Below are 18974 nucleotides of genomic sequence, written 5' to 3' on the forward strand. Positions count from 1 at the left end.
ATTTACTACTATTTCACTTATTATGGTACATAGATTTCTAAGTGGTTGTAAAGCATATCGACAGTACATGGTGTTTCTCCACCATACTCACCATCAATATTTAATAGTAGTTTATCATCAGACATAATTTTTAAATGGCTTGCTCTAGTATAAAGAACATGTTCATTTTGTACATGCTGGCCACTTAATAGCTGAGCACATACTCTGATGATTTCAGCTATGTTTGATTTCTTTAAGACTAATAAGTCAAATTGTCCATCATTAATACTTGCATCAGGCGCAATTTTTTCAAATCCACCAACAGAATTTGTATTCGATAATAAGAACAAAAATGCTTCTTCATCAAATACTTTTCCGTCATACTCAATTTTTAATCGTGTAGGCTTAACTCTTGGTAGCATTTCAATACCTTTTAAATAATATGCTAGCTGTCCTAACATTGTTTTTAGTTTACTAGGTACTTCATATGTTAATTCTGTGATTTTACCGGCAGCTAAAATATTTACAAAATATTTATCATCAACTCTTCCAATATCAAGGGGGACAGTTTGCCCATTTGTTATGACTTCAGCCGCTTCCATAATTGAAACATTCACACCAATTGCTCTAGCAAAATCATTTGTTGTCCCAACTGGGATTAATCCTAACTTTGGTCGATATTCTTGTTCTGCCATACCACTAATGACTTCATTAAGTGTTCCATCTCCACCGCAAGCTACAACTAAATCAAATTTTCGTTCACATGCTTCTCTTGCTGCGATTGTCGCATCACCTGCACCGGTTGTTGCATGACAAGAGGTTTCATAACCCGCTTGCTCAAACAATTGCAACACATCGGGAAGCTTTTTCTTAAAAATTTCACGACCAGAAGTAGGGTTGTAGATAATTCTTGCACGTTTCATCATTAACCATCCTACTTATTTATTTAAGTTCTCTAACTTATATCCTAACCTAAAAAGTTTTTGTAGTAAACTTTTTCCATTTACTTATCTATTTTTACCTTTCTAAAGCATGTTCAAACCCATATTGGAAAGCAATATTATATTATATTAAATTTATATTACATTCGTTTCTTTGCTATATTTTTCTATCGTTTTGAACAACTTAATCATTATAGTACATATTGATGATAAATACATTAAAGTAGAATTAAGGATTGATAATGAGATGGAAAACAAACCGTTCGTGAATGTAGAGTATTTTGCTCTAAAAAAGTTGAAAATTTACCGAGAAAGTGTTTTGCGTTTTTTATTAAGAGCAATAATGGCTAGTATGTTTATAGGCTTCGGAGTTATAGTAGCATTTAAATCAGGTCATTTCTTTCATGCTGCGTATACACCATTTGCCTACCCAATGGCTGCTATAACAATTACCGTCGCCATTCTTCTAATTGCATACGGTGGTGCTGACCTATTTATAGGAAACATATTTTATTTTGCCTATACTGCCATAAGAGGAAAAATGAAATGGCCAGAGGTGTTACATTTATGGCTTATATCTTACATTGGAAATATACTAGGTGCTGGTTGTTTTTCTTTATTAATACATATAACAGGATTATATAACGACCCAACAGTAAAGTGGATATCCTTTTGTATGCACCAACAAGCCAACCATATTATTGAGTCATTTTGACTCTAAACAATGCAAAAAACTACGGAGCTTATAGCCCGTAGTTTTTTGTATTGAAAACCTTATCTTTTTTGAATTTCTTCCATTAAGATTTTATTTAATAGTGGTGGATTCGCTTGGCCTTTAGTCGCTTTCATCATTTGACCAACAAGGAAACCAATAGCTCGGTCCTTACCATTTTTAAAGTCTTCAATTGATTGTGGATTAGCATCAAGAGTATCAATAACGATTTTACGAAGTGCGCCTTCATCAGATAATTGTACTAAGCCTTTCGCTTTTACAATTTCGTTTGCGTCTCCGCCGTTTTCAATTAGCTCAGTGAATACTTTTTTCGCAATCTTAGAAGAGATTGTACCGTCTGTAATTAACTTAAGCATACTGGATAAGTTTTCAGGCGTTAAAGCAACTTCATGCAGTTCCTTTTGTGATTTATTTAAGTACGCTGAAACTTCACCCATTAACCAGTTAGATGCTAATTTTGCATCTGCACCATTGTTTACAGTTTCATCGAAGAAATCAGACATTTCTTTTGTTAAAGTTAATACCATTGCATCATATGCTGGTAAACCTAATTGCTCTACATAGCGTTTTTGACGAGCATCTGGAAGCTCCGGAATACTTTGGCGAACACGTTCTTTCCACTCATCATCAATGTATAGTTCAACTAAGTCTGGTTCTGGGAAGTAACGGTAATCATCCGATCCTTCTTTTACACGCATTAAGATTGTAGTCTTTGTAGCTTCATCGTAACGACGAGTTTCTTGTTGGATTACTCCGCCAGATAATAGAACTTTTTCTTGGCGAACTTGCTCATGCTCTAGTCCTTTTTGAACGAAAGCAAATGAGTTTAAGTTCTTTAATTCTGCTTTTGTACCAAATTCCTCTTGTCCAAATGGACGTAAAGAAATATTAGCATCACAACGAAGTGAGCCTTCTTCCATTTTTACATCTGATACCCCACTGAATTGAATAATTGACTTAAGTTTTTCTAAATATGCATAAGCCTCTTCAGGAGTTCTCATATCCGGCTCAGAAACGATTTCAATTAATGGAGTTCCTTGACGGTTAAAGTCTACTAATGAATATCCTTCATCTGTATGATTTAACTTTCCAGCATCCTCTTCTAAATGAACACGAGTAATACCGATACGTTTCTTTTTGCCACCAACTTCGATTTCAATCCATCCATTTTCACCAATCGGCTTATCAAATTGAGAGATTTGGTAAGCTTTTGGATTATCAGGGTAGAAGTAGTTTTTACGGTCAAACTTTGTTTCAGTTGCAATTTCACAATTTAATGCCATTGCTGCCCTCATACCAAAGTTGACAGCTTCTTCATTTAATACTGGTAACACACCTGGATAACCTAAATCAATTACACCAGTGTTTGTATTTGGTTCTGCACCAAACGCATTAGGGCTTGGTGAGAAGATTTTTGATTTTGTTTTTAATTCTACGTGTACTTCTAAACCGATTATCGTTTCAAAATTCATCTTTCCCGCGCCTCCTTATAGTTGTGGTCTTTGTTTTGTAAAGTCAGTTGCTTGCTCGTATGCATGGGCAACTCTGTAAATTGTAGACTCATCAAAATGTTTACCGATAATTTGTAATCCTAATGGAAGACCATTATGGAAACCACAAGGAACAGAAATCGCAGGAACACCCGCTAAGTTAATTGGAATCGTTAAAATATCATTTGCGTACATTGTCATTGGATCGCTTACTTTTTCGCCTACTTTAAATGCAGGAGTTGGTGTAGTTGGTCCAATAATAACATCATAGTTTTCAAATACTTTCTCGAAATCTTCTTTTATTAATGTACGTACTTGTTGAGCTTTTTTATAGTAAGCATCGTAGTAACCAGAACTTAATGCGTAAGTCCCTAACATGATACGACGTTTTACTTCATCTCCAAAGCCTTCAGCTCTAGTTTTCTTATAAAGATCAATTAAGTTTTCTACATCAGCTGCTCGATGTCCGTAGCGAATACCATCGAAACGAGCTAAGTTAGCAGATGCTTCAGATGAAGAAATTAAATAATATGTAGCTAGTGCATATTTAGAATGTGGTAATGAAACCTCTTCCCAAGTAGCGCCTAAGCTTTCTAATAAATTTAAAGCAGCCATAACAGATGCACGAGCTTCTTCACCAACGCCTTCTCCTAAATATTCTTTAGGTACAGCGATACGAAGACCTTTTACATCACCTGTTAACGCCTTAGCGAATGAAGGAACTTCTACATTTGCTGAAGTTGAGTCACTTGCATCTAATCCTGAAATTGCTTGTAATAACAATGCATTATCTTCTACATTTCTAGTTATAGGGCCAATTTGGTCTAGAGAAGAAGCAAATGCTACTAAACCAGAACGAGATACACGACCATATGTAGGTTTTAAACCAACAACCCCACAGAATGAAGCTGGTTGACGGATAGATCCACCTGTATCTGAACCTAAAGAGAATAATACTTCTCCAGCAGCAACTGAAGCTGCAGAACCACCGCTACTTCCGCCTGGTACGTATTCAGTATTCCATGGATTACGAGTACCACCGAACGCAGAATTTTCATTAGATGAACCCATTGCAAATTCATCCATATTTAATTTTCCGATCGTAATGCTTTCAGCTTGTGCTAATTTCGTAACAACTGTCGCATCATAAATTGGATTGAAGTTCTCAAGAATTTTACTTGCACAAGTAGTACGAAGACCTTTTGTAACGATATTATCTTTTACACCAATAGGCATACCAGCAAGAATTCCACGAGACTCATCCCAAGGCTTTTCATCAAGTGCTTTTGCTTGTAGACGCGCTTGTTCTTCATTTAAGGTTAAAAATGATTTTACTTCACCATCAACTGCAGAAATTCGCTCATAAGATTCATTTACTAATTCTTCTACTTTAATCTCTTTTGATTTTAATTTGCTATGTAATTCTGAAACTGTATATTCAAATAATGACATTCTAATTCCCCCCTTAATCCAATATTGACGGTACTTTAACTTGTCCATCTTTGTGGTCTGGTGCATTTTTCAGTACCTCTTCAATTGGTAAACCTTTACCTGGCTCATCTTTACGTAATACATTACGCATTTTTAGGACATGTGTAGTTGGTTTCACATTTGTTGTATCAAGTTCACCTAACTGCTCAGCAAAATCTAAAATTGCTCCAAGTTGTTTTGAAAACTTCTCTGCTTCTTCCTCTGTCACCGCTAAACGCGCTAAATGAGCAACGTGCTTAACTTGCTCCATTGTAATTTTTGACATTTATATGCACCTCCATATTATTCGCACAACATACAATATACTGATAATACCAAATTTCCCATGTGTCGGGCAACATTCCACTTAAATACAAGTAAAATAATTACAGACTGTCCGCCAAACGCTCTCTTTCTTCGTTACTTCACCTAACTGAAACTCATTATCGTATAGGATAACTCTGCTCCTCATTAGGTTAAATGAAACTCGAAAGACATTCGCTTTCAAACAGTCTGTACTAAAATTCTTACATATAAAATTAATCAAACGTTTGTTTAAATTTAGACTAAAGTTTATTCGGCAGGGATTCTTGTTAGTTCAATTCCATATTTTTTAAAATACTCAATTGAATAATCATCTGGATAACCTACATTATAAACAACTCTAGTAATCCCCGCTCCATTTATCATTTTCGCACAAGCTCGACATGGTGCAGTTGTACAATAGATTGTCCAATTATCACCTTTCGTTTTTTGAATTCCTGATTGTACTAATTGATAAATTGCATTTTCTTCAGCATGGAAAGCATCACAAGGATACTGATCTGAGTATTTACCACTATCCAATAATCCTTCTTGACGAGCAGCAAAGCGTGGACATCCCCCATCAATACAATGCTTAGCACCTTTCGGATATCCATTATACCCAGAAGCAATTATTCTATTATCACTTACAATAACTGCTCCGACCCTTCTACTTCCGCAAGTTGAACGAAGAGAAGTTATAAATGCCTGTCCTAAAAAATAAGAGTCCCAATCATCGCGAGTTCCTAAAGGAATTGAATCTACTAATTGAATAATTCTCTGTAAAATTTGCATGGTATCCCTTCTCTCTGTTCACTATCTTTATTTAAAATTATAGCATAATAATATGGGGAAGGGCTCTGCATGAAAATATTTAGTGTTATGGTTTTCATCAACAATGTGAACCATTTCTGATTACGCTAGTTTATACATTTTTTCTATCATTTAAAATTACAAAGAAACCCACAAAGAATTTCTTCGTGGGTTTCCTCTTTATAGGTTGTCCAAAAGACAAGCCTTACTATTTATTAAAGCATTTCTGAAGTTGTTTTACCTTGCATGTGAAGAACTAGGTAATCTGGTCCGCCTGCTTTTGAGTCAGTACCTGACATGTTGAATCCACCAAATGGTTGGTAACCAACGATTGCACCAGTACATCCACGGTTAAAGTATAAGTTACCAGCGTGGAAGTCTTCACGTGCTTTTTCGATGTTTGCACGGTTGTTAGAGATAACAGCACCTGTTAAACCGTATTCAGTGTTGTTAGCAATTTCTAAAGCGTGATCAAAGTCTTTAGCTTTACAGAATGCTACAACTGGTCCAAAGATTTCTTCTTTCATTAAACGAGCATCTTCAGCAACGTCAGCAACGATTGTTGGTTTGATGAACCAACCAGTAGAATCGTCTCCTTCTCCACCTGTTACTACACGGCCTTCTTCACGTCCGATTTGTACGTAGCTCATTACTTTATTGAAAGCAGCTTGGTCATTAACTGGACCCATGTAAGTTGAACGGTCTTCTGGGTTTCCAACAGTTAATTCGTTTGTTAATTCGATTGCACGAGCAAGAACTTGATCATACACATCTTGGTGAATTACTGCACGAGAACATGCTGAACATTTTTGACCAGAGAATCCGAATGCAGATGCAACGATTGATTTAGCAGCTAATTCTAAATCAGCTTCTTTATCAACTACCATTGTGTCTTTACCGCCCATCTCAGCGATAACACGTTTTAACCAGATTTGACCTGGGTTTACTTTTGCAGCGCGCTCATAAATACGGATACCAACTTCTTTAGAACCAGTAAAGCTGATGAAACGAGTGCGTGGGTGATCAACTAAGTAATCTCCTACTTCAGCACCACTACCTGGTACGAAGTTTACTACTCCTGCAGGTAATCCAGCTTCTTCTAATACTTCTAAGAATTTGTAAGCAACTACTGGAGTTGTACTTGCTGGTTTTAATAGAACAGTGTTACCTGTTACTACAGCAGCTACAGTTGTTCCAGCCATGATTGCAAATGGGAAGTTCCAAGGAGAGATTACAACACCAACTCCTAATGGAATGTAGTTGAAACGGTTATATTCACCTGGACGGCTTTCAACAGGAATTCCGTCTTTTAATTGTAACATTTGACGAGCATAGAACTCTAAGAAATCAATTGCTTCAGCTGTATCAGCATCTGCTTCATTCCAAGGTTTACCAGCTTCTTTAGTTAATAAAGCTGAGAATTCGTGTTTACGACGACGAATAATTGCAGCCGCACGGAATAAGATGTCAGCACGAACTTCAGGTTTAACTTTTTTCCATGTATTAAAAGTTGTATCAGCAATTTGCATAGCTTTTTCAGCTAAGTCACGGCTTGCTTTAGATACAGTACCAATAACTTCTTTATGATTTGAAGGATTTACAGATACGATTTGTTCTTCTGTAAAGATACGCTCTCCACCAATGATTAGTGGATATTTTTCACCTAAATAAGATGAAACTTTTGCTAATCCTTGTTTGTATTGTTCTTGATTTTCCTCTAAGCCAAAGTTTGTAAATGGCTCATGTTTGTAAGGTATAACCATTGAATAAATCCCCCTTTAGTTTGAAAATAGCAATAACTGTAACCGTTTTTCTATCAGTCTTTTCAGTCAATTGCTAGTAGTATAACTACTGAATAAAAAAACTCACATTTACATAATACAATATTCCTATATATTCTTCAAATATGAAACGCTTACAGATTCTTCCCTAATATATAAAAAAAGGAAGAGTAGTCCTCTTCCTTTTAGTTATAAATATGCACACTTGGTTCTTTAGCATCTACATCTTTTACGATCAGTGCTTCCTGTCCATTTGATGAGAATATATTCGTCTCAACCTTTAAGTATGAAGGGAAATGGTCCATCATAAGTCCCGCTACATATTGAGTAAAAGCTATGACTTCTGCCTTACCATAAAATTGCATAGGTATATCAATTTTTAGTTGTATTAATTCATTATCCTTATAAAAACCGGTGCCTACAACACCAGTATAATTCGGAAAATAATTTTCTATATCTGATTTAAAATTAACCATTTTCATTGCATCATCTCGGTAATCTGCAGTTGCAGCAGCTGAAGGGAATAAATAGTATTTCTCATTTATTTTATCCCAATTGCTAATTGAGAGGTCATTTCCAGACACTGAAGTCATAGCTACATAGTTTCCAGGTACTACAGATGACTGACTTTGCTGACGGAAAATAGCAAATGTGATTGGAATATCTTTAAATTCGTCCATTTTTCGAATTCGCGTCAAAATTTCTTGTGCGATCGCTTTACCTTGTTTAATCATTTCATCTTGAGGAATTTTAAGCTCTCTTGGGTAGCCATGCTCCTCTTGATAATAATAAACAGAGTTCATTGCTAAACCAATTGCTACGCCCTCAACTTTAACTTCTTTTCCGTCCTTTTTTAGATAATCCTGCTCTAAAATAGAATTTAAAAATATCGGAGCTTGTTTAGCTTTTTGATCTTCAGAAAGATTTTTTGTATCCGTTTGAATTGGATTCAATCCATCATTTGTAATCGAACTTGGCTTTAAATTTGCGCTCTTAAGTGCATCTTGTTTTTGTTTAAATTGTGAAGGAGTATACTTCCTTTTTAGCCAAGATTCCACCGTTTTTTTACTTAATAATTGTCCTTCTTGATACAGGTAATCTTTTGTTGAATATTGCTCTTGTACAATTCGCATTAAACCTAATTCAAATTCACTAATATCAAGTCTATTATCGATATTTGCAACGACAGCACCTCTTGTTTTACTCGGTTTAAATGGAAGTATTGTCTTGTAGTAATCATTTGAAATTGAATAACGGGGTATTATTGCGTCTTCCCCTTTTTTATTATTGCTCTCTTGTACAACCTTATCTTCATTCTTTATTGATAATGAACAGCCAGATAAGATGAGCGAAAAACAACATAGGAGCATTCCTATACGTTTTTTCATCTAACTCACACCTTCTACTTATTAAGTGAACGAACTACTATCATTAATCCGTCCTCTAATTGATTGAAATTTTATTGTGGTTGAAGCTCTTTAATCATTCTCTCTTCATCCCAAATCTCGATATTTAATTTACGTGCATCATCTAATTTCGATCCAGCTGCCTCACCTGCAATGACTAGATCAGTACTCTTACTAACACTTCCTGCTACTTTTGCGCCAAGTGCTTCTAACTGCTTCTTAGCCTCACTTCTAGTCATCTGTTCTAGCTTACCAGTTAATACTACTGTTTTACCAGCAAAAAGAGAATCCATATTAATATTTTCTACTTGAATCCCTTTATATTCAGTATTTACTCCAACAGTTTTAAACGTTGAAATAAGTTCTTTTACTTCGTCTTGTGAAAAATAATCATTAATTGACTGGGCCATTTTAGAACCAATTTCATTAATTCCGGTTATTTCCTCAACCGATGCTTCCATCAATCGATCAATTGTTTGGAAATGCTGTGCTAATGTTTTTGCTGCTTTAGCTCCAACATGACGAATACCTAAACCAAATAATAATTTTTCAAGTGAATTTTCTTTAGAAGCTTGTATTGCAGAAATTAATTTATCTGCTGACTTTTCTCCAAATCGTTCAAGTGATAATAATTGTTCTTTCGTTAGAAGATAAAGATCTGTAAATGTCTTAATCAAATTTGCATCGAATAGTTGTGATACTACCCTTTCACCTAGACCCTCGATATTCATAGCATCACGAGAAGCAAAATGAATTAATCCTTCACGAATTTGAGATGGACAGAAGGGATTTACACAACGTAGCGCTACTTCACCTGCTACTCTTATTAGCTCATGATCACATGAAGGGCAGTGAGTTGGCATTGCAAAAGGCTTTTCATTACCAGTACGACGATCTAATAGTACATTTACTACTTCAGGAATAATATCTCCAGCCTTGCGAATAACGACTGAGTCACCAATCCGAATGTCTTTTTCTTTAATTAAATCTTCATTATGAAGCGATGCACGTTTTACTACTGTACCTGCAACACGAACAGGTTCTAAAATTGCAGTTGGTGTTACCACACCTGTACGTCCAACACTTAATTCGATATCTACTAATTTGGTTACTACTTCTTCAGCTGGGAACTTATATGCAATAGCCCATCTTGGTACTTTTGCTGTTGATCCTAACTTTTTCTGAATACTGTATTCATCCACTTTTATGACAATTCCATCAATCTCATAAGGCAATGATGGGCGTTTTTCTTTCCATTCTTCAACGTATTCAATTACTTCTTCAATTGTATGGCATGTTTTGCGGAAAGTATTTGTTTTAAATCCAAGTTTGTGAAGATAGTCTAATGCTTCGCTATGCTTTTGAATTGAAAATTCCTCAGCTGTAGGGAATCCATAAACGAAGAACGACAAATCTCGCTTTGCAACAATTTTCGGGTCAAGTTGGCGTAATGAACCAGCCGCTGCATTTCTTGGATTTGCAAATAATTCTTCCCCATTCTTTTCACGCGATTCATTAACCTTTTCGAAGCTAGCTTTTGGCATAAATGCTTCACCACGAGCTTCTATTGTAATTGGCTCAGAAAGTCTTAATGGAATTGCTTTAATCGTCTTTAAATTATGCGTAATATCTTCTCCAACTGTACCATCACCACGAGTAGCACCTTTTACAAACAATCCATTTTCATATTGAAGTGAAACGGCTAAGCCGTCTATTTTAAGTTCACAAACATAAGATACTCCCGCAGAATCCTGTCTAATTCTTTGGTCGAAATCTCTTAAATCTCCTTCATTAAACGCATTGCCTAGGCTTAACATTGGATGACTATGAACGACTTTTTCGAACAAATCAATTGCCTGTCCACCTATACGTTGCGATGGAGAATCCGGTGTTAAAATAGCTGGATACTGTTCTTCTAATCCAATTAATTCATGTAATAGTGAGTCATACTCGGCATCTGGCACTGATGGCTGATCTAATACGTAATACTCATAGTTGTATTGATTTAATTTTGTTCTTAGTTCTTCAACTATATCAATGATTTTTTGATCCAAGAGCTCTCCATCCCTTCTATGCTTTCGTAATTGGAGCAAATTTTGCTAATAAACGCTTAATACCAACAGGACTTGGGAATGCAATATCTAACTCCATTGCTTCGCCTTCTCCTTTTACACTTACAACTGTACCAATTCCCCATTTCCCATGAGAAGCTTTATCTCCAACTCTCCAACCTAGTGACTCTCCACCTGTTGTTTTCATTGCCACCGCTGGTCTAGATACAGCACGGCGCTCAGTTACTACTTTCTTATTAGCACGATCTAATAGCTCATCAGGAATTTCATTAATAAAGCGAGATTCTTGGTTTACACTAGTACGCCCATAAAGTGTACGTGTTTGAGCATTTGTAATATATAAATCCTTTTCAGCACGTGTTATACCTACATATGCTAATCGTCTTTCTTCTTCCATTTCTTCTTCGTCCATTAAAGAACGGCTATGTGGAAAAATACCTTCTTCCAAACCGATTAGAAACACTACCGGAAACTCTAATCCTTTTGCAGAGTGAAGCGTCATAAGTATCACCTCATCTGCTTGCGACTCTTCTTTATCCGCTTGATCGATATCAGATACTAATGCTAAATCAGTTAAAAATGATACTAAGCTTTTATCCTCACTGCTTTCTTCAAAAGCATTTGTAACTGTTAAAAACTCTTCAATATTTTCGATTCTAGAAGCTGATTCAATTGTATTTTCATCTTTTAACATTTGGATATAGCCTGTTTTATCAAGTACTTCTTCAACTAGTTCAGTTACTGATAAATAATCTAGCATCTGTTGCCAGTTTTTCGTCATAGCATGAAAATCTCCAACTGCTTTTGTAATTTTCCCACTTAATCCAACGAAATCAATTTGCTCTAAAGTATCAGATAAAGATAAGTCATTCATTATGCTATAATTAATAATTTTATCTACGGACGCTGCACCTACACCACGTTTTGGCACATTAATAACTCTTGAAAAACTGATCTCGTCATCTGGATTAGCAATAAATCTTAAATAAGCAAGTACATCTTTAATTTCTTTACGATCATAGAACTTTACTCCGCCGACCATTTTATAAGGAATATTAGACTTAACTAAAACTTCCTCCATTGCACGTGATTGTGCATTCGTACGATATAGAATTGCAACATCGCCATATTGACGAACGCCTTCTTTTTTCCACTCGGCTAGCTTACCAGCTACGAAATATCCTTCGTCTTGTTCAGAGGCAGCTCTGAAATAATGAATCGGAGTACCTTCTCCATTTTCTGTCCATAGCTTTTTCGCTTTACGATTTGAATTATTCGTGATAACTGCGTTCGCTGCATCAAGAATCGTTTGAGTTGAACGATAGTTTTGTTCTAACAGAATAACTTGTGCTTTTTCGTAATCTTTTTCGAATGAAAGAATATTAGAAATATCTGCTCCTCGCCAGCGATAAATTGATTGATCTGAATCACCTACAACGCAAATATTTTTGAATTGCTCGGCAAGTAATTTTACAATTTTATATTGAGCATGGTTTGTATCTTGATACTCATCCACATGAATATATTGAAATTTTCGTTGATAATATTGTAGTACCTCTGGAACGCGTTCAAACAAATTTATTGTCATCATAATTAAATCATCGAAATCTAAAGAATGATTTTTACGTAGTCGATCTTGATAAGATGCATAAATTTCTCCAACAACTTTTTCATATGGAGTAAAAGCATCTCTTGAATAATCTGCAGCAGTTTGTAGTTCATTTTTTGCACTACTAATAGTTCCTAGAATACTACGTGGATCAAATTTCTTTGAATCTAAGTTTTTCTCTTTAAGGATATTTTTTATTACTGTTAATTGGTCAGTTGTATCTAATATAGAAAAGCTTCTATTGAATCCAATACGATCAATATCTCTACGAAGGATCCGTACACACATTGAGTGAAATGTTGAAATCCAAATATCTTCTGCATCTTTTCCAACTAGATTAAAAATACGCTCTTGCATCTCTCTAGCTGCTTTATTTGTAAATGTGATCGCAAGTATATTCCAAGGAGCGACGCCTTTTTCACCTAATAAATACGCAATTCGATGTGTTAGTACTCGAGTCTTACCTGAACCTGCTCCAGCCATAATTAATAAAGGACCATCAACCGTTTTAACGGCTTCTTTTTGCATTGGATTTAAACCTTGCAATAATTCTTCTGCTGTTTTCATTACTTAGTCGCTCCTTTTTTTACAGCTTTCACAGTTTGTAAAGCTTCTTGTAAGTTATCATATATAATGTTCCCAACAATAATCGTATCAGCAAATTGCTTCATCTCAACTGCATGTTGAGCTGAAGCAATTCCCCCACCATAGAATAATTTCGTATTGTTTAATACTTTTGAGACTTCTTCTACCACCTGGGGTGAACCATATATGCCGCTATATTCTAAATAAAAAATCGGTAATTTTAATAATTGCTCAGAAACTTCCGCATAAGCTACAATATCTTCTATTGAAAGATCTGTCACTGCACTTGTCAGCTTTGCTGCCTTACAATCTTCATTTAATATACAATAACCTTCCATTACCAATTCTTCAGCATGAACTAAATGAGCGAATTCTTTCATTGCTTGTTGATGCATACCAATAATCCACTTTGGATCATTACTATTTAAAACTGTCGGGATAAAATAGAAATCATAACCTGGAGTTACGGCTTCAAGATTTGATACCTCTAAAATACATGGTACTGCATAGCGTCTTATTCTAATTAGTAGAGATATCGTAGCATCTAACGTTACATCGTCCGTTCCACCAACTAAAATTGCATCCGTTCCTGACTCACAAATTTTTTCTAATTCATCATCAGAGATTTCTTTGTTTGGATCTAATTTAAATATGTGATTCCATTGTGAATAATCGTACATTTTGTCCTCCGGAATTGTTTTTTAACATTAATTTATCTATTTTTATTAAGTACTTTTATCAAAAATATAAATGTATTGTATCTTATAAAAAAGGAAAAGTAACCCTACGTCCCCATTTTAAGTAATTAATACTAATTGTTTCCTATTATATTGAAACAATTAAAGGGAAAAATGGTAAAGAGTGATTGAGTCACTGATACTTATTATAAGGGGAGTTACTGTTGAGACCAAATATTAGCATTATAAATGCACTTATACGTATAACTGCTGGCTTAACTATTTTAGCTTACGGCACAGCAAAGCTCACACGCAGAAGATGTAGTAATTCTGTCATCATTTTAATCATAATCGGTGCCATGAAAGTTGCAGAGGGAGTATTACGTTTTTGCCCAATGACTGCTCTTGGTAAGAAATGTAAGATTATGGCAGATAAACACGACGAGGGAGATACATTCGAAGATTATATTCAACCTTCATAAAAATAGTTTATCAAAAATGGAGTAGATTGTATAGATAAAAATAGAACACTAGTTCTTATTTTAACAAGAAATAGGGTCGTCATTAATCATAAATGACGACCCTTTCTTACTAATTATTTACTTTAATTGCTTTATGCGCTATATCGTGGCGATAGAATAAGCCAGTTGATTGAACCGTATCAATTTGTTTATATACATTTTCGCAAGCTTCATTAATGGAGCTTCCTTTATGTGCAATAATTAATACTCGTCCACCATTTGTAACATATTCATTATTTTCAAGCTTTGTACCAGCGTGGAAAACCATTGTTTCATTACTTACATTATTTAATCCAGATATTACAACGCCTTTTTCAGGAACTTCTGGATATCCATTTGCAGCAAGCACAACTCCAACAACAGCTTCCTCTGACCATTCTAAATTGATTTCTTCTTCATTTAGTATTGCTAATAATACTTCAGCTAACTCACTCTCTAAACGAGGTAATACAACTTCAGTCTCTGGATCGCCAAATCTTGCATTAAACTCTATTACTTTAGGTCCCTGGCTTGTTAACATTAATCCAGCATAAAGTATTCCAGTAAAATGTCTTCCTTCAGAAATCATTGCTTCTGCGACTGGTACTACTATTTCTTTTAAAGATTGTTCAACAACTGACTCTGAGATTTGTGGTACTGGCGAATAAGCACCCATACCACCCGTATTAGGTCCTTTATCTCCATCATAAGCACGTTTATGGTCTTGAGCGATTACCATAGGATAAACCTTATTCCCGTTAACAAACGACATTAGCGAGAATTCTTCGCCCTCCAAATATTCTTCAATTACTACAGATGCACTTGCATCGCCGTACTTTTCATCAAGTAGCATGTCATGAAGGCTTACGATTGCTTCTTCTATTGTTATCGCTACAACTACACCTTTACCAGCTGCTAAACCATCAGCTTTAATAACAATCGGTGCACCAACTTTTTCAACATATGCTTTTGCTTCTTCAAAATTAGTAAACGTTTCATAAGCTGCAGTTGGGATAGCGTATTTTTTCATTAAATCCTTTGTAAAGCTTTTACTTCCTTCAATAATTGCTGCTTCTTTAGTTGGACCAAATATCTTTAAATTAGCAGCTCGAAAATCATTTACAATTCCGTTCATTAAAGGAACTTCAGGACCAACGATTGTTAAATCAATTTCTTCATTTTTGGCAAATGCAATAAGTGCTTCATGGTCACTTTCATCAATATTGACAAGTGTTGCAACATCAATCATTCCATCGTTTCCTGGAGCAACAAATACATCTGTTACATTCTCCGATTGATTTACCTTCCAAGCAATTGTATGCTCACGGCCTCCGCGACCAATGACTAATACTTTCATCTTGTCATCTCCTTATTTCTTAATGTTTAAAGTGACGAACCCCTGTAAAGACCATTGCAATTCCATATTCATCAGCTTTTTTAATTGAATCTTCATCTTTGATTGATCCGCCCGGTTGAATAATTGCTGTAATACCAGCTTTAGCCGCTGCTTCTACTGTATCATTCATAGGGAAAAATGCATCTGAAGCTAACGCTGCGCCATTTGATTTTTCGCCAGCTTGTTCAATCGCAATTTTTGCAGCTCCAACGCGATTCATTTGACCTGCACCAACACCAATTGTCATATGATCTTTCGCTAAAACAATTGCATTTGATTTAACATGTTTTACAACTTTCCAACCTAATTTTAAATTCTCCCACTCTTCTTCAGTCGGTTGACGTTTTGTAGGAACTGTAATTGTTGCATCATCTAATCCAAATGTATCCATATCTTGACGTAATAAGCCACCATGAACTGTCGTTAATTTAGGTGCAAACGTAGGCTTAGTTTCTAAGTCTACTGTTAATAAACGTAAGTTCTTTTTACTAGTTAAGATTTCTAAAGCCTCTTCACTAAATGAAGGAGCGATAATAATTTCTAAGAATAATTCATGCATTTTCTTAGCTGTTGCAGCATCAACTTCATGGTTTGTCGCAATAATTCCTCCAAAAATTGAAACTGGATCAGCAGTATAAGCACGATCATAAGCTTCTTCAATTGTAGTGCCTTCGCCTACTCCACAAGGATTCATGTGTTTTACAGCGACAACAGCTGGATTTGAGAATTCGCGTACAATATTTAGTGCTTCATTAGCGTCATTAATATTGTTATAAGAAAGCTCTTTACCGTGTAATTGCTCTGCATAAGCAATAGACGAAACTGTTGGCATTGGAGCACGATAGAATGTCGCTTTTTGGTGAGGATTTTCACCATAACGTAAAGATTGTTTTAATTCGTAAGTAACAGTATAGCTTTCAGGATTTTCTTCTCCTACTTGCTCTGTTAAATAATTAGAAATTAATGAATCATAAGCTGCAGTATGACGGAAAACTTTAGCAGCTAATCGACGGTTCGTAGTAATAGAAACCGCATTATTTTCAGCTAACTCAGCTAAAATCACTTCATAATCTGTTGGGTCAACTACTACAGATACAAATTCATGATTTTTAGCTGCTGAACGAAGCATTGTAGGGCCACCGATATCGATATTTTCAATTGCATCTTCAAATGTAACATCAGGCTTCATGATCGTTTCTTTAAACGGATATAAATTTACACAAACTAAATCAATTGGCTGTATTCCTAACTCGTTCATTTGACGCATATGTTCTGCATTTGAACGAACACCTAGTAAACCTCCGTGAATTGAAGGATGTAATGTTTTTACACGACCATCCATAATTTCTGGAAAGTTAGTTACTTCTGAAATACCAATTACATTTAATCCAGCATCTTTTAATAAATTATAAGTTCCACCTGTTGAAATAACTTCAAAATCATGTTTAATTAATCCACTTACAAATTCAATAATCCCTTGTTTATCTGAAACGCTAACTAAAGCTCGTTTTTTCATGATATATTCCCCTATCTAATCGATTTCATGCTCTATATCTAAATCTAGTTAACTAAATAATTTTTTTAGTGTTTGCACATATAAAACATGCTCGACACTATGAACCTTCTGCTCAAGAGACTCTTTAGAATCTCTCTTTTCAATCAGAATTTCTTCTTGCGCAATAATTGGACCAGTATCCATTCCTTCATCGACATAATGAACTGTTACACCTGTCGATTCGACACCTGCTAGGAGAGCTTGACCAATTGCGTCTTTTCCAGGAAATAATGGTAGAAATGAAGGATGAATATTTACTATTTTCCCAGGAAATGAGTCTAAAATTGTCGGACCAATCAATCTCATATATCCAGCTAAAACGATAAATTCGACATTTAACTCTTTAAGATGGGCAATAATTTCACCTTCATAGTGCTCTTTTGATTCATAGTTTTTCGCTGAAAATATAAATGATGGAATATTTGCTTGCTTTGCTCGTTCGATACAAAATGCATTTGGACGATCACAAACAAGTAATTTCACTTCAGCATTCACTTCTCCGCTTAGAGTTGCATCAAGAATGGCCTGAAAGTTGCTGCCATTTCCTGAAGCAAATACGGCAATCTTCTTCATTACAGAGAACCTCCGCCAAAGGTTACACCTTCACCTGCTTTTGTTCTTCCGATAATAAATACTTTTTCTCCGTCTTCTTCTAATAGTTTAATAGTGTCATGTAAGTTCTCTTCACTAATCGCAAGAACCATGCCAATACCCATATTAAAAATATTAAACATTTCTTCGCGCTTCAATTCACCAATCTCTTCTAATAAATCAAAGATCGGTTGGATTGGCCATGAACCGTAATCAATTTCTGCACCGATTCCCTCTGGAAGCATTCTTGGGATATTTTCAATAAACCCACCACCAGTAATATGTGCCATACCTTTTACTTCAAACTTTTTAAGGACATTTAAGATTGGTTTTACATAAATTTTAGTTGGGCGTAGTAATTCTTCGCCTAAAGTATGACCTAATTTATCAATATGTTGATCAAGCGTTAAGCCACCTTTTTCTAATAAAACTTTACGAACTAGAGAATATCCATTACTATGGATTCCGTTTGATGAGATTCCTAATAAGATATCTCCTTCTTTAATGCTTTGTCCTGTTACAAGCTTCGGCTTGTCAACAATCCCTACTGCAAAACCAGCAATATCATATTCATCTTCTGGATACATACCAGGCATCTCTGCAGTTTCTCCACCGACTAATGAGCAACCTGCTTGAACGCAGCCATCAGAAACACCTTTTACAATTTGCTCAATTCGTTCAGGTACAGCCTTGCCAACTGCTAAGTAATCTAGGAAAAATAAAGGCTCCGCTCCTTGAACCACAATATCATTCACACACATCGCGACTGCATCAATGCCGATCGTATCGTGACGGTCCATTTGGAAAGCTAATTTTAATTTTGTTCCTACTCCATCTGTCCCTGATACAAGAACCGGTTCCTTATAGTTGAATTTGGAAAGATCAAACATTCCTCCAAATCCTCCTAATCCACCAAGAACTTCTTGACGCATTGTTTTTTGAACGTGTTTCTTCATTCTGTTCACTGCTTCATAGCCAGCTTCGATATCTACTCCAGCTTGTTTATATGCATTCGCCATGTGATGATTTCCCCTTTCAGTTCCTTATGAATAGATTCAATTGTAAAGAGGCGG

The 18974-nt window shown here is 35.5% G+C and carries 16 protein-coding genes; 2 read left to right on the forward strand and 14 right to left on the reverse strand.

Features of this window, described 5'->3' with window-relative positions; translation table 11 throughout:
* Positions 1-20: 20 nt before the first annotated feature.
* A complete protein-coding gene (locus CN514_RS00460) occupies positions 21-905 on the reverse strand; it encodes a diacylglycerol kinase (protein WP_098230871.1) in 885 nt (294 codons plus the stop codon).
* 262 nt (positions 906-1167) lie between these two features.
* Here CN514_RS00460 and CN514_RS00465 point away from each other — a divergent pair, with 262 nt between their 5' ends.
* Entirely contained in the window at positions 1168-1635 is a 468-nt protein-coding gene (locus CN514_RS00465) for a formate/nitrite transporter family protein (RefSeq protein ID WP_098230872.1), read from the forward strand.
* A 59-nt stretch (positions 1636-1694) separates the two neighbouring features.
* Here CN514_RS00465 and gatB read toward each other — a convergent pair whose 3' ends face one another.
* The 9 genes from gatB to pcrB form a co-directional block, all read right to left on the reverse strand.
* Entirely contained in the window at positions 1695-3125 is a 1431-nt protein-coding gene (gene gatB / locus CN514_RS00470) for an Asp-tRNA(Asn)/Glu-tRNA(Gln) amidotransferase subunit GatB (protein ID WP_098230874.1), read from the reverse strand.
* Positions 3126-3140: 15 nt separating this feature from the next.
* Entirely contained in the window at positions 3141-4595 is a 1455-nt protein-coding gene (gatA, locus tag CN514_RS00475) for an Asp-tRNA(Asn)/Glu-tRNA(Gln) amidotransferase subunit GatA (protein ID WP_069032660.1), read from the reverse strand.
* 13 nt (positions 4596-4608) lie between these two features.
* A complete protein-coding gene (gene gatC / locus CN514_RS00480) occupies positions 4609-4899 on the reverse strand; it encodes an Asp-tRNA(Asn)/Glu-tRNA(Gln) amidotransferase subunit GatC (RefSeq protein ID WP_069032659.1) in 291 nt (96 codons plus the stop codon).
* A gap of 287 nt (positions 4900-5186) precedes the next feature.
* Positions 5187-5711 carry a deoxycytidylate deaminase gene (locus CN514_RS00485; RefSeq protein WP_069032658.1) on the reverse strand — a complete coding sequence of 175 codons (525 nt, stop codon included), beginning with the start codon at positions 5709-5711 and terminating at the stop codon, positions 5187-5189.
* Between the two features lie 233 nt (positions 5712-5944).
* On the reverse strand, positions 5945-7492 hold the full coding sequence (pruA, locus tag CN514_RS00490; protein WP_098230875.1) for an L-glutamate gamma-semialdehyde dehydrogenase: 1548 nt from the start codon (positions 7490-7492) through the stop codon (positions 5945-5947).
* Between the two features lie 203 nt (positions 7493-7695).
* The gene (locus tag CN514_RS00495; RefSeq protein ID WP_098230877.1) at positions 7696-8898 is read right to left on the reverse strand and encodes a CamS family sex pheromone protein; all 1203 of its coding nucleotides are present in this window, start codon (positions 8896-8898) and stop codon (positions 7696-7698) included.
* 71 nt (positions 8899-8969) lie between these two features.
* Positions 8970-10970, reverse strand: a complete 2001-nt coding sequence (gene ligA, locus CN514_RS00500; protein ID WP_098230878.1) for an NAD-dependent DNA ligase LigA — start codon at positions 10968-10970, stop codon at positions 8970-8972.
* Positions 10971-10986: 16 nt separating this feature from the next.
* Positions 10987-13164: a DNA helicase PcrA gene (pcrA, locus tag CN514_RS00505; protein WP_098230880.1), complete on the reverse strand. Its 2178-nt coding sequence runs from the start codon at positions 13162-13164 to the stop codon at positions 10987-10989.
* Positions 13164-13862: a heptaprenylglyceryl phosphate synthase gene (gene pcrB / locus CN514_RS00510; protein ID WP_098230881.1), complete on the reverse strand. Its 699-nt coding sequence runs from the start codon at positions 13860-13862 to the stop codon at positions 13164-13166. The genes pcrA and pcrB overlap by 1 nt, the downstream gene beginning before the upstream one ends.
* Before the next feature lie 221 nt (positions 13863-14083).
* On the opposite strand from pcrB, the gene CN514_RS00515 reads away from it, so the two are divergent.
* Positions 14084-14341 carry a YgaP family membrane protein gene (locus CN514_RS00515; protein WP_069032652.1) on the forward strand — a complete coding sequence of 86 codons (258 nt, stop codon included), beginning with the start codon at positions 14084-14086 and terminating at the stop codon, positions 14339-14341.
* A 109-nt stretch (positions 14342-14450) separates the two neighbouring features.
* On the opposite strand, the gene purD is transcribed toward CN514_RS00515, so the two are convergent.
* The 4 genes from purD to purM are packed head-to-tail and all read right to left on the reverse strand — an operon-like array spanning position 14451 to position 18920.
* Positions 14451-15716, reverse strand: a complete 1266-nt coding sequence (purD, locus tag CN514_RS00520; protein WP_098230884.1) for a phosphoribosylamine--glycine ligase — start codon at positions 15714-15716, stop codon at positions 14451-14453.
* 19 nt (positions 15717-15735) lie between these two features.
* Complete coding sequence (purH, locus tag CN514_RS00525; RefSeq protein WP_098230886.1) at positions 15736-17271, reverse strand: bifunctional phosphoribosylaminoimidazolecarboxamide formyltransferase/IMP cyclohydrolase; 1536 nt, start codon at positions 17269-17271, stop codon at positions 15736-15738.
* A 48-nt stretch (positions 17272-17319) separates the two neighbouring features.
* Positions 17320-17883 (reverse strand): phosphoribosylglycinamide formyltransferase, encoded by a 564-nt coding sequence (purN, locus tag CN514_RS00530; protein ID WP_098230888.1) that lies wholly within the window; start codon positions 17881-17883, stop codon positions 17320-17322.
* Positions 17883-18920, reverse strand: coding sequence for a phosphoribosylformylglycinamidine cyclo-ligase (gene purM, locus CN514_RS00535; protein ID WP_098230889.1), 1038 nt, complete (start codon positions 18918-18920; stop codon positions 17883-17885). The genes purN and purM overlap by 1 nt, the downstream gene beginning before the upstream one ends.
* Positions 18921-18974: the final 54 nt, after the last annotated feature.

This window comes from Bacillus sp. AFS001701 (assembly GCF_002559405.1).
GTDB lineage: Bacteria > Bacillota > Bacilli > Bacillales > Bacillaceae_G > Gottfriedia.